Genomic DNA, 20,283 nt, shown 5'->3' with positions numbered 1-20,283 from the left:
ACACATGTACATGGGCGTATGACATGAAGGCGTGGGACATGGGCGCGCGTTGGGCAGCCCGGGAACACATCCAGCCATAGTCCGCCATGGTGGTCGCAACCATGAAGCACACCCCTTCAACTCCCCCGAGTTAATTGATTGTTGGGCTCCAGCCACTATGCAAGGGGGGTCGCGATGCCGATCATTCCTGTCATGAACCTGCAGCCCGACGGGCGGGTCGCAGCATCATGGAGGTGTGGGATGCACCGAAGACTCGCCACAGGCCTTGTTTCCTCGGCCATGGCCATCGCGACCATCACGGCGACCGCTACAGCCGCTAGCGCCGCCCCTGCCGACAAGCCTCAAGTCCTGTCCAGCTGGACCCAGACCAGCGCCTCGAGCTACAACACCTGGGTGGCCGCACGCTCCAACCAGTCAGCCTGGTCGGCCTACGCGTTCGACTGGTCCACCGACTACTGCTCCACGTCGCCGGACAACCCCTTCGGCTTCCCCTTCGCCACATCATGTGCCCGGCACGACTTCGGCTATCGCAACTACAAGGCCGCCGGCGCGTTCGACGCCAACAAGTCACGCCTCGACAGCGCCTTCTACGAGGACCTGAAGCGGGTCTGCGCCGCGTACAGTGGCGCGACCAAGACCTCCTGCAACAGCACGGCTTGGACCTACTACCAGGCGGTCAAGGCGCTCGGCTGACCCTTCGTCCCCACACAGGGAGCGCCGAGCCGCGCGCAGGTCGGCCCTGACATGTGTCCTGCCGACACCCTGTGTGAATCGAGCCAACCGCGCTCGACCGACGTTTTGGTGATGGGTCGTCAAGAACGTCGTCGATCCGGCGCGGACAGGCACATCCTGCCGGTTCACAGGTGAACATGAACCCCTGCCACCCGTCCCGCGCTCACCGTCCATGCCCTCGTCTACATTGTCCGTCGGACCAGAGAGGGAGCACATCATGGGTGTGGGAGCGCGGGCCGGGTGGCGCGGACTGGCGGGCGTTGCCTTGCTGACCGTTGTGGCGACAGGCTGCTCGGAGACCGCCGAGGAGAGTCCGAAGACGCCAGTGAGCGCGACGCCGACGGACGAGGCTTCCGGTGCCGCCGGCTCGGTGGCCAGGAGCGGCGGCACCCTCGGTCCCGCGAGCTCGGCCTGCGAACTGCCGGTCAGTTTCGACACGGCCGAGGACTGGAAGCCGAAGGCCGTCGCCGCGGCGTCGCAGGACACGTCCACGACCGGCTCGGACAGCAGCGGCTCCCCGGAGGACGACCTGGCCGGCGATCTCGCCGACGCGCTGCTCCGGCAGGGTCCGGTCAGCCTGGTCTGTGAGATCGATGCCAAGCCCGCCGGGAACATCGGCTACCTCAGGGTCTGGACCGGGAAGCCGGGCTCCGATGACGCCGACGCCGTACTCAAGGCGTTCGTGGCCGCCGAGCACGGCGCGAGCAAGGCGGCCTATCGCACGTTCGAGGCGGGCGGGCTGTCCGGCGCCGAGGTGGAGTACGTCTACACCAGCGAATTGCTCGACGATGCGAAGAAGGAGTGCGCGCTCGCCGTCGTCACCGACGACGGCCCGGTCGTCGTGCACCTCGGCGGGCTGGACACCGCGGAGCACACCGAGATGCTCCCCGCGTACCGACTCGCGAAGCAGACCCTGCGCACCACCTGACTCTCGCGAGCCGTATCCGGCGACGGACGGCCGCCCGTCGCCGGACACGGCCGCCGCACGTCCTTCGCGCACAAGCCGATGCGCGCGCACGCCCGTCACGCCTTCTTCGCGCGATGCCGGTCTCGACGGCTGTGCCCGCGCCTCTGTCACGCACCCCCCGCGCGGGTGCGTCGTCCGTGAGGCGGTTTCGACCGGGCGGACCCAGAATGAGTGGAGCGGCGGCCACGTACCCGGCCGTCGAGCCGTCCTGGGACGGTCGGACCGGGATCGTCGGCCATGCGGTCATCGACCCGTCGGGATCTGAGTCTTGCGAGCGCGCGGGTGGTTGAGCGATGAAGACGGACGAGCCGGCATCCACGGCCGACGAGAGCGGCGCGCCGCAGGGGGCGCGTCGCGCCTGCGCTCCGCCCGCGGGCACAGCTCCCGCTCCACCGGCAGGCATCGCTCCCGATCCGCCCGCGAGCCCCCTTCCGCCGGCGGCCCCGGCGGCTGAGAAGGGCGTCCGCCAGGACGAGGCGGTCGCCCTCCTTCGTCTGGCGGCGAGGTTGAAGGGCGCGCACCCTTCGATCGACCCGTCCGTCGTGGATCAGGCGGTCACGACGGCCCGCGGTACGTTCCGGCAGGCGAAGGTCAGGACCTACGTCCCGATTCTGATCGAACGCCGGGTCAGAGTGGTGCTCGCCGCCATGGACCGTGCCGCCATGGACCGTGAAGAGGCCTCCCCCGTACCGGCGGCCGTCACAGACGCGACGGACGCGCGGCCCACGACGGCCGGGCCGGGGGCGCGGCCGGCCGGGAGCCCCTCACGCCCTCCGCTCCTCGGCCGATGGATACCCGCCCGACTCCGGCCCGCGCCCGCCTCCGACCTGGGCCGGGTCGGTGAGCGCCCATGAGCGCACGGCACTCACCGTGACAGGAAGAGAGGCGGGTCGTCATGCCGGATGCCAGGGCCGAACGCGTCGCGAAGCTCATCGATCCCTTGCGGGTCGAGCCGGGATCGCGGGTGAACCTGGGCGAGGACTTCGATCCCCGGTACAAGGCCGGGCTGAAGAAGAAGCACGGTGCCGAACTGCTGAAGGCGGGGGTGTCACTGCTCGCCGAGTACCAGGAGCGGCTGGCCGCCCAGGACACGTACGGAGTACTGCTCTGTCTTCAGGCGCTCGACGCCGGAGGCAAGGACGGCACGATCCGGCACGTCATGAGCGGGGTGAACCCGCAGGGCGTCAAGGTGAGCAGCTTCAAGCAGCCCTCCGCCGAAGAGCTCGACCACGACTACCTGTGGCGGTACGCCGCCCGGCTGCCCGCCCGTGGCGACATCGCGATCTTCAACCGTTCGCACTACGAGGAGGTGCTCGTCGTCCGGGTGCACCCGGATGTCCTCGACCGGCAGCGGCTGCCGTCGGACGTGTGCGGGCCGGACATCTGGGATCGCCGCTACCGGGCCATCAACGACTGGGAGCGCTACCTGACCGACAACGGGTTCAAGGTCGTGAAGATCTTCCTGAACCTGTCCAAGGAGGAGCAGCGCACCCGCTTCATGAAGCGCCTCGACCTGCCGGAGCGGAACTGGAAGTTCTCCGCGGCCGACGTCCGGGAACGCCGGCGGTGGGACGAGTACCAGCACGCGTTCTCCGAGATGCTCTCGCAGACCAGTACGCCGTGGGCGCCCTGGTACGTCGTCCCGGCGGACCGGAAGTGGTTCGCGCGCGTCTGCACCGCGGCGGTGCTCGCCCACACCCTGATGGACATCGACCCCCGCTACCCCGTGGTCGGCAAGGAAGCGCGCAAGGACCTCCGCGCCGCCCGGCGGGAACTGGAGGCCGACGCTCCTGAGGGCGCGCCGGCCGATCCGTACGCGGCTCTGCATCCGGTCCCCGAGGTGAGCGACGGACAGCGCCGCGACGGCCGCAAGGCGAAGGGCAAACAGTCCTCCTCGGCACGGCGGACCCGGAAGGGCAAGCGGAAGTAAGTCCCCGGGTTCACGGACGGCGGACCGGATCCAGATCGGAGAGCTGAGATGGGGATGCAGTCGAGCGGCCCTACGGCTCCGGAGCGCGTCGCTCCGGAGCTCTGGTACGCGCGTTCTCCGCGGGAAGTCGCGTCGGCGTTCGGTGTCGATCCCGCGTCCGGACTCACCGCGGCCCGGGCCGCCGAACTGCTGGCCCAGAACGGGCCGAACGCACTCCCGGAGGAGAGGTCGAGACCGGCGTGGCGGCGGTTCGTCGAGCAGTACCGCAGTTATATGCAGGTCGTCCTCGTGGTGGCGGCGGTCGTGTCGCTGGCGATCTCCGAGTGGACCACCGCGATCCTGCTCGTCCTGCTGACGCTGCTGAACGCGATCGTGGGCCTGCGGCAGGAGGGGAAGGCCGAGAGCGCGATGAACGCGCTGAAGTCCATGCTGACGGCGACGGCCCGGGTGCGGCGGGACGGCACCGAGTCGGAGATCCCGGCGGAACAGCTGGTCGTGGGCGACGTCGTGCTCATCTCCGCCGGGGACCAGGTCCCGGCGGACGGGCGGATCATCGAGGCCCACGCGCTGCAGATCGACGAGTCGGCACTCACCGGCGAGAGCGTCCCCGCCGGGAAGGACGCCACGACGCTGCCGGAAGTCCTGCTCGGCCCGGGGGACCAGTCGAACACGGCGTTCATGCACACCCCGGTCACTCATGGCAGCGGTGTCGTCGTCGTCACCGGGACCGGTGAGGGCACGGAGCTCGGCAAGATCTCCGAGATGCTGTCGGCGACCGAGCGGGAGGAGGCGCCGCTCACCAAGGAGCTCGACACGCTGACGCTGTGGATCACAGCCGCCGCGGGCCTGACCATGCTCGTGATGTTCGCGCTCGGGCGCAGCCGCGACCAGGCGTGGGACGCCCTGTTCGTGAGCGCGGTCTCGCTGGCCATCGCCGCCATTCCGGAGGCCCTGCCCACGGTGACCCAGGCGATCCTGTCCGTCGGCAGCCTCAATCTGGCGAAGCGCAACGCGATCGTGAAGGAGCTGCCGTCCGTCGAGACCCTGGCGTTCACGTCGGCGATCAACTCGGACAAGACCGGCACCCTGACCATGAACCAGATGACGGCGGTGGAGGTCGTGACCCCCACCGACCGGTACACGGTCTCGGGCACGGGATACGGCCTCGCCGGGAGGGTCCATCACGCCGCGGGCGCCTCCGCGAGTATCGAGGACGCGATCCTTCCGTATCTCGTCGCGAACGACGCGAAGCTGGTGGGCGGCGAGGTCGTGGGCGATCCCACCGAGGGCGCGTTCCTGGTGCTGGCCCACAAGGCGGGGCTGGACATCGACGCCACGCACGAGCGGCTGCCCCGTCTCGCCACGCTGCCCTTCGACCCGGGCTACAAGCTGATGGCCACCTTCAATTCCACCCTCGACGCCGTCGGGCGGCCCGTGGTGCGCTGTTTCGTCAAGGGCGCGGCTCCCGCGGTGACGGCCCGCGCGGCCACCGCGCTGTCGGGCGGCGCGACGATCCCGTGGGACGACGAGCTCAGCCGGCGCGCCGATGAACAGTCCGAGCGCATGGGCGGTGAGGGACGCCGGGTGATGGCGGCGGCGACCCGGGACCTGGACCCGGCCGACTTCGATCCCGCCGGGGACCTGCTCGCCTATGTCACCGACCTGCGGATGACCAGTCTGGTCGGGATGGTCGACCCGCCGCGCGAGGAGTCCCGGGCCGCCGTGGCGAGCGCCCAGGCCGCCCATATCCGGGTCCGCATGGTGACGGGGGACGACGTCACCACCGGTGCCGCCATCGCCCGGCAGCTCGGGATCCCCGGCGAGGCGATCCTCGGTGCCGATTTCGCGGCGCTGCCGGAGCGCGAGCAGGTGGCCCGTATCGAAGACATCGGTGTGGTCGGGCGGGTGGCGCCGGAGCACAAGGTGCTGCTCGCGGACACGCTCAAGAAGAAGGGCGATGTCGTCGCGATGACCGGCGACGGCGTGAACGACGCTCCCGCCATCAAGTCCGCCGACATCGGTATCGCCATGGGCAGCGGTACGGACGTGGCCAAGAACGCGGCGCGGATGATCCTGTCCGACGACAACTTCGCGACGATCGTCTACGCCGTGGAGCAGGGCCGCAAGCTCTACGACAACCTCACCAAGTACATCCGTTTCGTCCTGCTGTTGCTGGTCACGTTCGTGCTGACCTTCCTCGGGGCCACCATCTTCAACATCGCGGCCGGTGAACCCTTCACCCCGCCCCAGGTGTTGTGGATCCACTTCGTGGTCAACGCCTCGTTCGGTTTCGCGCTCGGCTTCGACCGGGAGAGCGCGGGGCTGATGCGGCGCAGCCCGCGTCCTCGGGGGGAGTCGGTGCTGACCCGGCCCGTGATGGTGACGGTCTGCCTCAGCGGTCTGGCGATCACACTGATTCTGCTCGGGCTGATCAAGTTCGGTGAATCGCACTTCGACAGCGTCCGCGTCGGCAGTTCGATGGCGTTCACCGCGTTCGCGCTCTGTCTGATCGTGGCCGCGTTCGAATGCCGTAGTGAGACCGAATCCGTGCTGACGATCAGCACGTTCGACAGCAAGCAGATGAACTGGACGGCACTGGCCCAGTTCGTCCTCGCGGTGCTGGTGACCCAGATGGACGGGTTCCGCCGCATCCTCGGAACCACCGAGATCGACCTGCGGCAGTTCGGCTGGGCGCTGCTCTCCGCCGTCGCGCTCCTGGTCGTGTGGGAGGTGGGTAAGCTCCTGGCCCGCAGGGCGCGGCGCACCGAATGAGTGCGACCCCACGTCTGTGACCCTCGCGGCGCGGACCGACCCGAAGGACACGCGTGTCGAAGCACCCCGGCTCCCCCGGCGGAGGGTGGCGCAGTGCTGTACCGGGGGTGCCCGGCCTCGCGGTGCTCAAGGGGTACCGGCGGAGCTGGCTGCGCGGGGACCTGCTGGCCGGGGTCACGGTCGCGGCCTATCTGGTGCCGCAGGTCATGGCGTACGCCAGTGTCGCGGGACTGCCGCCCGTCGTGGGTCTGTGGGCCATCCTCCCCGCCATCGTGCTGTACGCCCTCCTGGGTTCGTCCCGGCTGCTGTCGGTGGGGCCCGAGTCGACGACGGCGCTGATGACCGCGACCGTCGTGGGGCCGCTCGCCGACGGCGATCCAGCGCGGTACGCGGTCCTGGCCTCCGGGCTCGCCGTCGCGGTGGGGCTGATGTGTCTCGTGGCGTGGGTGGCGCGGCTCGGATTCGTGGCCGACCTGCTGTCCCGGCCGGTGCTGATCGGGTATCTGGCGGGCGTGGCCCTGATCATGATGGTGGATCAGCTCACGAAGCTTACCGGTGTCCCGACGGACGGTTCGGGGTTCTTCCCTAAGCTGGCCTCCTTCCTGGGGAACCTGGACGAGATCCATGCCACGACGGTGGCCTTCAGCGCCGTGACGCTGGTCTTCCTGTATCTGGCGACGCGCTTCCGGTGGAGCATCCCGGGGCCGCTGCTGGCATTGGTCCTCGGCACGGCCGTGGTCGCGGCGTTCGACCTTCAGGACCACGGCCTCGACGTGATCGGGGAGATTCCCGCCGGGCTGCCCCGCCCCGACTTCCCCGCTCTCGACACCTTGCCCCAACTGCTGCTGCCCGCCGTCGGTGTCCTGCTCGTGGGCTACACCGACTTCATCCTGACCGCGCGTGCCTTCACCACCGACGACAGCGATCCGCTGGACGCGAACCAGGAGTTGCTGGCCCTGGGCGCCGTGAACCTCGGTGCCGGCACCCTTCAGGGGTTCCCGGTGAGCAGCAGCGCCAGCCGTACGGCACTCGCGCAGTCCACGGGCGCCCACACCCAGGCGTACGGGCTCGTCGCCGGGGTCTCCGTGCTCGCCGTACTCCTCTTCCTGAGCCCGCTGCTCACCAACACCCCCATGGCCGTGCTCGGCGCGCTGGTCGTCTACGCCGCGATCCGGATGATCGACCTGGCGGGCTTCCGGCGGCTGGCGTCCTTCCGGCGCCGTGAACTCCTGCTGGCCCTCGGCTGCCTGATCGGAGTCCTCGCCCTCGACATCCTGTACGGGGTGCTGGTGGCCGTGGGTCTGTCGGTCGCCGAGCTGCTGAGCAGGGTGGCGCGGCCCCACGACGCGGTCCAGGGGCTGGTGCCGGGCATGGCGGGCATGCACGACGTCGACGACTTCCCCGACGCCAGGGTGATCCCCGGCCTGCTGGTCTACCGCTACGACTCCCCGCTGTTCTTCGCCAACGCGGAGGACTTCAGGCGCAGCGCCCTGGACGCGGTCGCCGAACAGGAGCTCCCTGTCAGATGGTTCGTCCTCAACGCCGAGGCCAACGTGGAGGTGGACATCACCGCGCTGGACTCGCTGGACGAACTGCGACGCGAACTCAACGGGCGCGGCATCGAGTTCGCGATGGCCCGGGTCAAGCAGGATCTGCGCGACGACCTGGACGCCTACGGGCTGAGCGCGTCCGTGGGTGAGGACAGGATCTTCCCCACCCTGCCCACCGCGGTCGCCGCGTACCGTTCCTGGTGCGGTGACCACGACGGCGATCCCGGCCGGGCGGACCGGCCGGAGACCGGTCTCGCCTGAGAGGCGCACCGCCCGAGCCGGCCGAGCGGGTCCGGCGTGCTCACGGGATCTCCTGTTCGGCCCAGATGACCTTTCCGTCCGGCGTATGGCGGGCGCCCCAGCGATGGGTGAGTTGGGCCACCAGGAACAGGCCCCGACCGCCCTCGTCCATGCTCCGGGCATGGCGGAGCCGCGGGGCGGTGCTGCTGGCGTCGGCGACCTCGCAGGTCAGCCGGGAATCGCGGAGCAGCCGCAGCCGGATGGGCGGTTCGGCGTAGCGGATCGCGTTGGTGACCAGTTCGCTGACGATGAGTTCCGTCGTCATGACCAGTTCCCCGAGCCCCCATCCCTCGACGACGCGCGTGGCCCGGGCCCGCATGTCGGAGACGGCGGCGGGGTCCACCGGCACCTCCCACGAGACCACATGGTCGTCTCCCAGGGTGTGCGTGCGTGCCAGGAGCAGGGCGATGTCATCAGGTTGCGGTACGGGCACGAGCTGCCGTACCGCGGCCGAGCAGAGCGATTCGAGATCGGGGTCCGACCGGGCGAGCAGCTCCCCGAGCCGCGTCATCCCCACCTCCATGTCGTAGTGGCCCCCCTCGACGAGGCCGTCGGTGTAGAGACCGATCAGGCTGTTCTCGGCGAGCTCGATCTCGTGGGTCTCGAACGCCATGCCGCCGAGCCCGAGCGGAGGCCCGGCGGGCAGTTCCGGAAAGGAGAACTGTCCGTCGGGGGTGACGACGACGGGGGGCGGATGTCCGGCCCGGGCCATCGCGCAGCGCCTGGTGACCGGGTCGTAGACGGCGTACAGGCAGGTCGCCCCGAGGAAGGACGCGGTGGTGCTCCGGTCGGACTCCCGTTCGTGGGTCCGCTCCTCGCTCAGCCGGAGCACGAGGTCGTCGAGGTGCGCCAGCAGTTCGTCGGGAGGCATCTCCATGTCGGCGAGGGTCTGGACGGCGGTGCGCAGCCGGCCCATGGTGGCCGCCGCGGTGATGCCGTGGCCGACCACGTCGCCGACGACCAGGCCCACGCGGGCGCCGGACAGCTGGATCACGTCGAACCAGTCGCCGCCGACCCCGCCGGACGGGTCCGCCGGCAGGTAGGAGGAGGCCACTTCGAGCGCTGTCCCGCCCGTCAGCGCGTGGGGCAGCAGGCTGCGTTGAAGGGTGACCGCCGCCGTGTGTTCCCGGGTGTAGCGGCGGGCGTTGTCGACGCAGAGCGCCGCGCGTGCCACCACCTCGCGGGCCAGCAGGACGTCGTCGGGCTGGAACGAGATCGGATTGACGGACCGTACGAACGTGGTGAGGCCGAGGGCGGTGTTGCGTGCCCGCATCGGCACGGAGATGAGGGAGTGCAGCCCGTACCGGCGGATGCTCTCCGCTCTCGCCGGCTCCTCGGCGATCCACAGGTCGTCGGTCGGATCGAGGACCTGGATGAGGACGGGCTCGCCGTTGGTGAGCAGGTGCACGTCGTGCGGCGGAGGGAGGAAGTCCGCCCGGTCGCCGACCCGCGCCACGGCCTCCGGACAGCCCTCCCGCACCGAGCTCAGTCCGGCGCGCCGCATCGTCGGCTTGGCGGGCGCGGGTCCCGCGTCCGAGAGCCACGCTCCGTGTCCCTCGGTGCTGAGGACGGATTCCAGGAGGTCGACGATGACGAAGTCGGCGAAGCGGGGCACGGCGAAGTCCGCGAGTTCCTGTGCCGTCCGCATGACGTCGAGGCTCCGGCCGATGGTGGTCCCGGCTTCGTTGACCAGTGACAGGAGCTGCCGGGCGTTCCACCGTTCGGTGACGTCCAGGACCATGTAGCACACGCCGGTGTAGGAGTTGTCGACACCGAGCAGCGGGAAGAAGGAGGTGGAGTAGGCGTGTCGGCGGTGCGGGTCGGCCCAACTCCATCCCAGGTACTCGTAGTCGATCACCGGTTCGCCGGTCGCGAGGACCTTGCGCATCAGCCCTTCGATGGTCTCCGCCTGCATCCCCGGAAGCAGTTCGGTCAGACGACGCCCGAGCCGATGCTCGCGCGGCACCCCGCCCAGGTGCTCCAGGGTGTCGTTCATCCAGACGTAGCGCAGTTGCAGATCCAGCACCGCCATGCCGACGGGCGAACGGGTCAGGAACCCGTCGAGGAAGGTCGGACCGACCGTCCACTGCCGTCGGTGCTGTCGTGCCGAGAGCAGAAAGCACTCGCCCTCACCGATACGGAAGGACGCGGACACACGCAGATCCACCTCGATACGGCGGCCGTCGCGGTGCCGTACGGGGACGAGTCCGCTCCAGCCCATTCCGGACCGGCACCGTTCCGCGACGCCTGCCGCACGCACCGGGTCCCTGGGCATCGCGAGCAGATGGTCGGCCCGGTGGCCGACCATCTCGGCAGCCGGGTGGCCGAGGAGTGCTTCGGCGCCCCGCGTCCAGCCCACCACGACCCCGTCGCCGGACACCACCACCGCCGCGTCGGTGGACGCGTCGAAGGCATCGCCCGGTCCTTGGGACGCGGGCGCATCGGGATCTTCTCGCGCAGAATCCATAGAGTTCATCCTTTACAGGACCCATGTTCCTGCTTGTCCGCCCGATGTGCACGGTCCGGCCGATGATCACCGGATGCGGGCGGGCCGGGCCGTTCCTGGCCCCTGACGCGGATGCGTCAGGACGTCCCGAGGGACGCCGTACGCCGGGGGCGGAGCCATCCCGCCCGGCCCGGCGCCACTCCGGGGCGGTACCCCACGGCGCCTTCCCTCTGGGCCTGAACATGCCAAGGAGCCGCTCTGGAGTGGGCAAGGCCGAGGGCAGGGCGCAGCATGGAAGGGCCGGGGTCGGCGCAGGGGTGCGCGGCAACGGCGACGAAGCCCGGCACACCGCGCCGGCCGGCGGAGGAGGGCCAGGGATGATTGCCGATTCCTCGCAGTCCGACAGTGGAGACTACGAACCCTCGTCGGCCCGGCCGACCGGCCTGCTGGACGTCCTCAGTGTGGGTGCGATGGTCCTCGACGCGGACGGGCGCATCGTGTTCTGGACCCCGCAGGCAGAGGAACTCATCGGTTACTCGGCGGAAGAGGCTCTCGGCAAGTACGCGGCGCGCCTGATCATCCACCCCGAGCACATGCAGTCCGTCACGAAGCTGTTCGCCGACGTGCTGGAGACGGGACGCAGTTGGGCCGGTGCCTTCCCCATCCGGCACAAGGACGGCAGCACCCGTCTCATGGAGTTCCGCAACATGCGGCTCCTGGACGACCTCGGAGACGTCTACGCGCTCGGCATCGCGGCCGACCACACCCTGCTGCAGCGCGTGGAGACCGATCTGGCTCTGTGCGAACAGCTGATCAACCAGTCCCCGATCGGTCTCGCCCTGATGGACCCGGACCTGCGCTATCTCATGGTCAATCCGGCGCTGGAACGGATCGACGGCATCCCCGCCGAGGACCACATCGGGCGTCACCTGCGGGAGACGCTGCCCTTCCCCGACGTGGACACCGTCGAGTCCGCGCTGCGGCAGGTGCTCACCACGGGGACACCGCTGCTCGACCAGTACCACGTGGGCCGTCCGCCGGCCGATCCCGAACACGAGCACGCCTGGTCCCTGTCCTTCTACCGGCTGGAGGACCCCGGCGGGCGGGTCCTGGGCGCGGCGGCCTCGGTCGTCGACGTCACCGAGCGCCATCGCGCGGCCGCCGAGGCCGACCGGGCGCGCCGGCGCCTCGCGCTCATCGCCGACGCCTCCACGCGCGTCGGGACCACCCTGGAGGTGGAGCAGACCGCCCGCGAGCTGGCCGACATCGCGACCCCGGAGCTGGCCGACGTGGTCGCCGTGGACGTCCTCGACTCCGCCCTGGCCTGCCGCCGCAAGCGCAGACCGGACAGCGGCCCGGAGTTCTTCCGCGCGCTGGCTCTCAAGGCCTCCCACCCCACCGTGGCCCTGCGCGCCGCGGATCCTCCCGGCGACCTCGCCGCGTACGACGGTGACCGCATGGTGACGCTGTGCGTCCACACCGGCAGGCCGGTCCTGGTACGTCATGTCGGCGAGCACGATCTGCCGCGCATCGCCCGCGACGCCGAGGGCACCACCCTGCTGGCCCGGGCCGGTGTCCACTCGTATCTCGCCGTACCGCTGATCGCGCACGGCGAGGTGCTCGGCGCCCTCGACCTCAAGCGCACCCGCAACCCGCTCCCCTTCGACGACGACGACGTGGTCCTCGCCACCGAGCTGGCCACCCGCGCCGCCGTGGCCATCGACAACGCCCGATGGTTCCAGAGCGTGCGCAACACCGCCGTCACCCTCCAGCGCAGCCTGCTGCCCGAGCATCCACCGCACCTCAACGGTCTCGAGGTCGCCTCCCGCTACCAGCCCGCCCAGGCCACCAGCGAGGTCGGCGGCGACTGGTACGACGTCATACCGCTGGCCGACGAACGGACCGCCCTGGTCGTCGGCGACGTCATGGGCAACGGCATCGACGCCGCCGCCACCATGGGCCGGCTGCGCACCGCCACGTGCGCCTACGCCGACCTCGACCTCGACCCCGGTGACGTGCTCCAGCACCTCGACAAGATCACGTGCGATCTGGAGCACTACATCGTCACCTGTCTCTACGCCGTGTACGACCCCCGCACGAGGCAGTGCCTTATCGCCAACGCCGGACACATGCCGCCCGCCCTGGCCCGTCCGGACGCCGCCCCCGTCCTGCTGGACCTTCCGACGGGAGCCCCGCTCGGCGTCGGCGGCATCCCCTTCGAGACCACCACGGTCGAACTCAAGCCCGGCGACCTGCTCGTCCTCTACACGGACGGTCTCGTCGAGACCCGGCTGCATGCCATCGACGACCGCCTGAACGTCCTCCTCAGCTTCCTCGACGAGCCGCGCCGCCCGCTCGAGGAGATCTGCGACCTCCTGCTGTACGGCCTGCGCAACTCCGACGACCACGACGACGTCGCCCTCCTCGTCGCCCGCGCGACGTAGCCGTACGACGGTCGGTCCCGGGCCACCGGACGGGGCGGAACCCGGGCCGCTCACGGGCAGCGCCCGGCCGGCACGTGCCGCTCCGCCCTCGGGCGTGTCCTAGGACTTCTTCGAGTCCTTGGAGCGGTAATGGGAGACCTGCTCGCGTGTGGTGCGCCACCGCGACCGCGTCTGTTCGACCACGTTGTCCCACTGCCGGCGGACCTCGTCGTCGGAGGGGCGGTCGCCCGCGCGGATCCGGACGAGCTCTTCCCGCATCTCACGCCCGAGGGCCGCCGACGCGACGATGACGAACATCGCGGCGAAGAGCGCCGAGATCATCGCGAAGACGGCACCGACCGACCCGTAGCGTGCGGCGTAGGAGTTGAACAGGCGCGGAAGGTAGACGGTCGCGCCGACCGAGTAGACCGCGGTCAGAACCGCCGCCGTGATGCCGAAGGGCAGCAGATCGCGCCAGGGGATCCGCTTCGCGGACAGGACCCAGCCGCTCCAGACGAGGAAGGCGACACTCACCGGGACCTCGCACACCGAAGCGAACAGCCCCAGCTTGCTTCCTCCGAGGACCGCGTGGAGCCACCCGGTCAGCGCCGCGTAGCCGCCGAGCGCGAGGATCCACCACAGGCCGTTCCTCGTGTTGCGGACGCTGAGCGGGGCCAGTTGCCACGTCTGTTCGAACAATCGCTGCGCGGCGCGCGCGAAGCTCAGCACGGAGATGATGAGGAACAGGCCTCCGAAGACACCCACGCTCGTGCTGGTTCCCTCGGCAGGCGCGAGGAGCGACCTGACCGCCTCGGCTCCCTGCCCGGTGAGGCTGTAGCGCTTGATGATGCGCTCGGCGGCGTCGTAGTCCGAGAAGCTGCTCAGCACGGCCCCGCAGAGGATGGTGAGCGGGATCATCGCGGTGAGCGCGCTGGATGCCAGGGCCATCGAGCGGTCGAAGCCCACGATCCTCTGGAACCGGCTGATGACCCGCAGCGCGAAGGCGGGACGCAGCCAGAACGTCAGCGTTCTGACGAGGCGCTCGCGATTGATCCCCGCCGTCCTGTCCTCCGTGAATTCGGGCCCGGTGTGGCGCTGCGAGCGTAACGGACGGTCGTCCGGGCGGCGGGGCGACACGGGCGGGCATGACTCCTCGTCACCCCACGGTGCGCGTCCGATGTCGGTGCTCCCCTCTAGTCTCGCGGTCATGAGTCGATGGTTGGGGAACAGGCAGGTGCTGGTCGAACAGGCCGACCGTTACAGGGATCTCGCCGGGCGCGGCGACCTGCGGGAGCTGTCCCGGGCGGTCATGCGGGCCGCCTGCGCCAACGGCTCCATGACGGGTGTCGGTGTCGAGAACATGGAGCTGCTGCGGGCGCTGCCGGACGACGACCGCCTCGAACTCGCGGGCATCTGGGCCCGTTGGTACGCCCACGTGGACGACGACTGGACCGCGGAGGAGTTCAGGCGGGATCTGGAGTACCTCCGCACCGAACTCCTCATGGTCGCGTCCGGCGTGGCCCGCGGCCTCGACGGTGACCTGCTGGCCGCCGAACGCCATGCGGAACTCTCCCGGTTGAGGGACGAGTACTTCGTCTGGTCGACCCACCGGATCTGGGAACTGGCCGATGCGGAACTCGCGGCCGGGCGGACTCCGGACGCGGCGGTCCTGGCTGCCTTCCGGCGCACGGGCGCGGCCGCGAACACGCCCGGCCTGGGGCGTACGCACGTGTCCGCGAACGGCTCCGAGCCCGGACTGCGGAAACTGCTGGCCGGCTTTCCGGGTCCGGTGCTCAATTCCGGGGAGCCGTGGGCCGACCAGGCACTCGAGGAAGCGGCCTCCGGCGGCGAACCATGGCTACGGCTGCTGGCCCATGCCGCCCCGGCGACCGCCGGCACCCCCTCGGCGAAGTGGAGACAGACCGGGTGCGGTCTGCTGGACGCCGTCGGTCCCGAGGAAGCGCGGAGCGCCCTGCTGCGATGGTTCGAGTTGGCCGCGCTGGATCGGACGGTCCCGCTTCGGGGACATCCGCACCTCCCGTTCGATGTGAACGCCTGCTTCGACGTCTACAACTCCCACACGCTGCGCGGCCTCGCCTGGATGCTCTCCTTCCTTCACCCGGGTCCGGACACCGTCCATGCTCTCGTCGGCCTCGTCGAGACCTCGCTGGACCACCGGTCCGGGGATGTTCCCCGCTCCCTTCACGTCGCCGAGGCGGGCATCGTCGCCCTGTCCCTGACAGACGACCGAACGGCACGATCCGAGCTGGAGACCCTGAGCAAGTGGGTCACGCACAAGGGTGCTCTGCTCCGGATAGGCAAGGCACTCGCGGGTCGCTGATCCACGGGAGACGGGGCGGGTGACCGGGCGGGAGACCACCCAGGGGACGGCACACCCGCGGCGCGCGGGCCCGCACACGGCCCGGGGCGCTCTCAGTCCTCCCCGGAAAGGGAGATCTCGGCCCAGATCGTCTTTCCGCGAGCCTCGGGCCGGGTCCCCCAACGCCGGCTGACCTGCCAGGTGAGGTAGAGGCCCCGGCCGCCCTCGTCGACCTCTTCGGCGTGCCGGAGATGCGGTGCCGTGCTGCTGTCGTCGGTCACCTCACAGACGATGGCGGTGTCTTCGAGGATGAGACGCACCTCGATGGGGCCGTCCGAGTACCTGACCGCGTTGGTGACGAGCTCGCTGACCACCAGGGTGGTGGTGAAGGAGTGCTGTTCCAGTCCCCAGGACGCCAGTTGGCGCTCGACGCGGGCGCGCGCCTCGGAGACGGCCGCGGGGTGGTTGGTCACCGTCCACGATCCGACCCGGTCCGGACCGAGGGCACGGGTCCGGGCCAGCAGCAGGACGGCGTCGTTCTCCACATGCTCGGGCGTCAGCTTGTAGAGCACCTCGTCGCAGATCTCCTGCAGCGGGCGGTCGGCCGGCAGCAACGCATCACAGATGCGGGCCAACTGCTCCTCCGGGTCCTCCGAGACGGCACGCAGCATGGCGGTGTTGGACAGCAGGAGAGTGCTGCCCTCCGCCAGCTCGAACTCGGCCGTGCCGTACTTCGCCAGACCACGGCCGAGCGGCGGCCCGGTGGGCACCACGGCGTACTCGGCGGTCCCGTCGGGCAGCGCCAGCACCGGAGGCGGATGTCCGGCGCTCGCCACGGAGCAGCGGCGGGTGATGGGGCTGTAGACGATGTAGAGACACGTGGTGTTCTGCGGTTCGTCGTCGGCCGCGGCCTCCTGCAGCTGAGGCCGCTCCCCGCGCAGGCGGGTCACCAGGGCGTGCAGCCGTTCCATTACCTCGTCGGGTGCCAGGTCGAGAACGGCCAGCGCGCTGATCGCCGCCCTCACCTCTCCCATGGTGGCGGCGGCCCGGAGACCCCGGCCCGCCGTGTCACCCGTCACCAGGGCGACCCGCGCCCCGGACAGGGGGATCACGTCGAACCAGTCCCCGCCGGCCCCGAGCGGGCAATAGCTGTAGGCGGTCTCCACCGCAGCGTGACCGGCTACCCGGGCCGGTCGCAGACTGAGCTGGAGGATGCGGGCGGCCGATCGCTCCCTGGTGTACAGCCGGGCGTTGTCCAGGCACAGGGCCACGCGCTCGGCGAGCTCGCCCGCCAGCGCGAGCTCGCCGTCGTCGAAGGGATGCGCGGTGCGAGCCCGGTAGCAGTGCGCCACCCCGACCACGGAGCCTCGGGCGGCCAGGGGCAGCACCAGCAGCGAATGCGCCCCCGCTTCGACCATGCGGCGCCCCCGCACCGGCTCCCGGGCCAGCCAGTCGGCGTCCGAGGTCAGGTACGGGACGACGCGGGGGCGCAGGTCGGACAGACTCTGGGCGAAGGGGGTCGCCGCGGACAGACCGATCGCCTCACCGATGGAGGGAAGACTCCGCTCGGCCTCCGGGAGCACGGACCGACGGCCCGTGCAGCGCAGAGCCCCGTGCTCCATGACGGTCCCCGGCGCGGAGACCTCGCCCCGCAGGACGGAGTCCAGAACCTCGACCACCACCGCGTCGCCCAACGCGGGCACCATCTCGTCGGCGAACTCCTGCGCGGTACGGAAGATGTCCAGCGTCGTTCCGATGCGTCCGCTCGCCCGCTCCAGCAGGGTCAGGCGCGCCCGCGCACGCTGCCGCTCGGTGATGTCCACGACCGCCGTCGCCAGCCCCAGAACGCCCCCCGCGGCGTCCTCCAGCCGGAAGCAGGACACCGACAGCACGATCTCGGGCGCGTCGGGACTCAGATGGCCCCGCACCTCCACGTCCAGGGCGGGCACACCGGTGTCCAGCACCTCGAGCATCGTCTCCTCGTAGGCGCCCGTGTAGAAATCACCCGCCCATTCCCTCGGGTGACGGCCCAGGGCCTCCTCCAGGGCGAACGCCCGGACGAAGCGGGCCGCCGTGTTGAAGCGCACCAGCCGCAGCTGCGGGTCCAGGACATGAAGGCCTATAGGGGACTCGGAGAAGAGAGCGCCGATAACGGCGTCGTCCAGCTCCGAACCCGGTCGGCCATGTCCGCCCAGCGATCCATCCATGACACTTCCGTAGACCGTTACCCACCTATACATTCTGATTTGTCAGGGTTCCACCATATTCGTTCGGTACCACCGCGCGACCGGAGTGACGGCGTGCGTCGATTCCCCCTGCTGAAACGAACGGATCCACCGCCGCACAGGGTTCTCCGTCCGCCGGCCCGGCCCCGCCCAGATCCCTGATCCCGGATCCCGCGGGGCGCCGAGAGAAGCGAGGTGACGGCCCCGAGGCCGCTGCCTCGTCCGCTCGGTCGCGGAGGGTGACGAGCCCGGCCCGACCGTGACCGCGGCGGGCGGGCGGGACGGCCGCCGGAGGAGCGGGACGGCGTGCTGTTCCGTCGCCCCTCCCGGCAGCCGCGTGCCGCGGACGGGGTGCGGCTCTGGAAGGGCGTCAGTGTCAGGCGAAGCTCCGTGCGCCGTGTACTGGATCAAGGAGGCGAAGTCGGCGACGTCGTCGAAGGCGAAGCCCGAGGCCTTGCCGTCCTCGGTGGCCGCGTGGAGGCCTTGGAGCAGTGGTTGGTGGAGTCGGTCCGGTAGAACTCGTCTGCGACCGCGGCCGGTTGGGGGGCAGGCGATCGCCGCTCACTCACCCCCGGAGAAGCGGTACACGAACGTGGGGAAGCCCTCCCCGGTCGCTCGTTCCCAGGCGTGCACGATCGCGTCCCGGTGCTCCGCGCGGGCATGGGCGAAGGCGCTGACACAGCGGGCGTGGACGTACGTCTGCCCGGTGCGGCGGCTGAGCGCCAGCAGGGAGCGCAGTGCGGTGACCGCGTCGGCGGAACGGCCGTCGGCCAGATGGGCGCGGGCCGCCGCGTCGAGCGCCCGGGCGAGACCGGAACGCGTGGCGGCCAGGGCGGAGGCGAGTCTGTCGGCTTCGGGACCTGCCGACTCGCCGACCAGGATGGACTCCGACTCCACATAGCAGGCGACGGACTCCCCGTGGTCTCCGCCGCGGGACAGGGCGCGGCCGAGCACCCTGAGACGGCGGGCCGTCAGGGCGTGGTGGGCCCTCCAGTCGGACTCGGCCAGCCGGCGCGTGAGGGCGACCGCCTCCCGGGCGTCCCCGATCGCACCGTCGAGGTCCCCGTCACCCTGTCGGCACAGACTCGAGTCCGCCAGCGCCCGGGCGAGTTGCGGTTCGTGCGCGGCCGGGTCGAGGTCCGCGGCACGCCGGTACGCGGCCACGCCGAGCTCGGTCGCCCGCAGTTCGGCACGACGGTCACCCGCCGCCCCGTGACAGTCGGCCAGCCGCTCGAGGCAGGTGGCGAGGAGGGGGTCGTAGACGTCCGGTCGCTCGACGGCGAGCGCGGTGTACAGATCGACCGCCTCCTGACGTGCCGTCAACTCCTGCGATCGTGAGCCCAGTTCACGGAGCTGATCGGCAAGGCAGTCGAGCGTGACGCCCAGCCACGCCTCCCGCACCGCCCGGTTCCGGACCGTCAGGGTCCGGGCCTCGGCGACGGCTTCCTCGGCCGTCGTCCGCGCCGCCGTCAGGTCGCCGGTGGCCTCCAGACAACGGGCGAGGTCCTCAAGGAGCCTGACGCGCAAGGGCCGTACCGCGTCGGGCGCGGCCCAGGCGAGGATCGGATCGGCGGCATCACGCGCCTCCCGGCCGACGGACAGCGCCTCCTCGTAGCGGCCCAATGCCCTCATTCCCGTGGTCAGTTCGCTCAGGACGCGCGCCCGTACGAGCATCACGCGTCCCGACTCCCGCAGCGACATCGCCCGCAGCAGTCCGGCGCACTCCTCGTAGACGGCCACGGACTCCTCCCTGCGGTCCAGGGCGCTCAGCACCAGCGCGTGGGTGCGCAACGCACCCGGCAGTCCACCCGGCGCCCGCTCCCGGCGCCCGGGGAGCGGACGCCGGTACGCCGCCACACACTGCGCCGCCGAGTCCAGCGCTTCGTCCAGCCGTCCCAGACCGAACAGGGCCTGCGCCCGAAGGTGCGACAGGAAGGCCCGCTGTGCCGGCGACCACCGCGCGCCCGGTACGGCCACGGACACGTCCATCGACGTGAGCGCCTGTTCACAGCGGCCGACGAGCAGCAGCGCGGACGCGTGCTGGGTCAGACCGCGGGCCAGGAGGTCCCGGTGTTCGGGACGCGGGTCCTTCCGCTCGGCCAGTGCCCGGTACACGGCCACCGCCTCCTCTGCCCAGGCCAGCCGGCGGTGGGGCGGCGGCGGTCGCAGCAGCACCCAGTCGGGGGTGAGGCAGCGCATCAACGCGGCGCCGTGCAGTCGCCGCCCATGGCTCGCGCTCAGCCGGGCCGCCGCCCGCGACGCCGGCAGCAGGGTGCGTACCAGTCCCATCCGCGTCTCCCCTCCGGGATCGTCAACCAGAGGACGAACGAGCGCCTTTCCTGGTTGCCCGGACGTCCCGGACGCGGGAGGAGGGGGCGTGCGGTCGGCCGGTCCGCGCGATCCGAGCACCGGCGCGGGCCCGAGACAGGGGTCACGTAGACCTGCCCGTGTCCCTCTGCGGCCGTCCATGGGCGGCCGTACCATGAGGCGGATGTCGTCCAGGGACGGATCAGCGGGATGCCGTCGCTGTGGGCGTCGTCGTAACCCTGCTCGACCAGGGCGGTGACATCGAACAGGCGCCGGTCGAGGCGGTTCGCGGCCAGGTTGGGCAGCACCCC

Annotated in this window: 12 protein-coding genes and 1 pseudogene; 8 read left to right on the top strand and 5 right to left on the bottom strand. The window is 70.8% G+C overall.

The genetic code is table 11. The annotated features are described in order from the left end of the window. Positions 1-240 precede the first annotated feature (240 nt). The 6 genes from OG788_RS41315 (at position 241) to OG788_RS41290 (ending at position 8,212) form a co-directional block, all read left to right on the top strand. On the top strand, positions 241-693 hold the full coding sequence (locus tag OG788_RS41315; RefSeq protein ID WP_351553512.1) for a phospholipase: 453 nt from the start codon (positions 241-243) through the stop codon (positions 691-693). A gap of 256 nt (positions 694-949) precedes the next feature. Beyond that, the gene (locus OG788_RS41310; protein ID WP_406376050.1) at positions 950-1,660 is read left to right on the top strand and encodes a lipoprotein; all 711 of its coding nucleotides are present in this window, start codon (positions 950-952) and stop codon (positions 1,658-1,660) included. A 332-nt stretch (positions 1,661-1,992) separates the two neighbouring features. Continuing rightward, on the top strand, positions 1,993-2,553 hold the full coding sequence (locus tag OG788_RS41305) for a three-helix bundle dimerization domain-containing protein (RefSeq protein WP_406376049.1): 561 nt from the start codon (positions 1,993-1,995) through the stop codon (positions 2,551-2,553). Between the two features lie 41 nt (positions 2,554-2,594). Further along, positions 2,595-3,629 (top strand): polyphosphate kinase 2 family protein, encoded by a 1,035-nt coding sequence (locus OG788_RS41300; RefSeq protein ID WP_406376048.1) that lies wholly within the window; start codon positions 2,595-2,597, stop codon positions 3,627-3,629. A 54-nt stretch (positions 3,630-3,683) separates the two neighbouring features. Continuing rightward, positions 3,684-6,401, top strand: coding sequence for a cation-translocating P-type ATPase (locus OG788_RS41295; protein WP_406376982.1), 2,718 nt, complete (start codon positions 3,684-3,686; stop codon positions 6,399-6,401). A gap of 53 nt (positions 6,402-6,454) precedes the next feature. Beyond that, positions 6,455-8,212 carry a SulP family inorganic anion transporter gene (locus OG788_RS41290; RefSeq protein WP_406376047.1) on the top strand — a complete coding sequence of 586 codons (1,758 nt, stop codon included), beginning with the start codon at positions 6,455-6,457 and terminating at the stop codon, positions 8,210-8,212. Positions 8,213-8,252: 40 nt separating this feature from the next. Here the strand turns inward: OG788_RS41290 and OG788_RS41285 are convergent, their stop codons facing one another. Continuing rightward, positions 8,253-10,718 carry a SpoIIE family protein phosphatase gene (locus tag OG788_RS41285; RefSeq protein ID WP_406376046.1) on the bottom strand — a complete coding sequence of 822 codons (2,466 nt, stop codon included), beginning with the start codon at positions 10,716-10,718 and terminating at the stop codon, positions 8,253-8,255. 356 nt (positions 10,719-11,074) lie between these two features. Between OG788_RS41285 and OG788_RS41280 the strand changes: the two genes are divergently transcribed. Next, positions 11,075-13,141, top strand: a complete 2,067-nt coding sequence (locus tag OG788_RS41280; protein ID WP_406376045.1) for a SpoIIE family protein phosphatase — start codon at positions 11,075-11,077, stop codon at positions 13,139-13,141. A 99-nt stretch (positions 13,142-13,240) separates the two neighbouring features. On the opposite strand, the gene OG788_RS41275 is transcribed toward OG788_RS41280, so the two are convergent. Further along, positions 13,241-14,329, bottom strand: a complete 1,089-nt coding sequence (locus tag OG788_RS41275) for a YihY/virulence factor BrkB family protein (RefSeq protein WP_406376044.1) — start codon at positions 14,327-14,329, stop codon at positions 13,241-13,243. On the opposite strand from OG788_RS41275, the gene OG788_RS41270 reads away from it, so the two are divergent. Continuing rightward, positions 14,328-15,461: a hypothetical protein gene (locus OG788_RS41270; RefSeq protein WP_406376043.1), complete on the top strand. Its 1,134-nt coding sequence runs from the start codon at positions 14,328-14,330 to the stop codon at positions 15,459-15,461. The genes OG788_RS41275 and OG788_RS41270 overlap by 2 nt on opposite strands. A 92-nt stretch (positions 15,462-15,553) precedes the next feature. Here the strand turns inward: OG788_RS41270 and OG788_RS41265 are convergent, their stop codons facing one another. The 3 genes and pseudogenes from OG788_RS41265 to OG788_RS41255 form a co-directional block, all read right to left on the bottom strand. Further along, on the bottom strand, positions 15,554-17,647 hold the full coding sequence (locus OG788_RS41265) for a SpoIIE family protein phosphatase (RefSeq protein WP_406376042.1): 2,094 nt from the start codon (positions 17,645-17,647) through the stop codon (positions 15,554-15,556). A 380-nt stretch (positions 17,648-18,027) separates the two neighbouring features. Continuing rightward, a pseudogene (locus OG788_RS41260) lies at positions 18,028-18,210 on the bottom strand (beta-1,3-glucanase family protein); the annotation flags it as partial. A 16-nt stretch (positions 18,211-18,226) separates the two neighbouring features. Next, the gene (locus tag OG788_RS41255) at positions 18,227-19,954 is read right to left on the bottom strand and encodes a hypothetical protein (protein WP_406376041.1); all 1,728 of its coding nucleotides are present in this window, start codon (positions 19,952-19,954) and stop codon (positions 18,227-18,229) included. Positions 19,955-20,283: the final 329 nt, after the last annotated feature.

It is taken from the genome of Streptomyces sp. NBC_00647, assembly GCF_045207245.1.
In the GTDB taxonomy this organism is placed as follows: domain Bacteria; phylum Actinomycetota; class Actinomycetes; order Streptomycetales; family Streptomycetaceae; genus Streptomyces.
The sequence above is the reverse complement of the archived record's forward strand: the minus strand, read 5'-3'. Positions and strand labels throughout refer to the sequence as shown.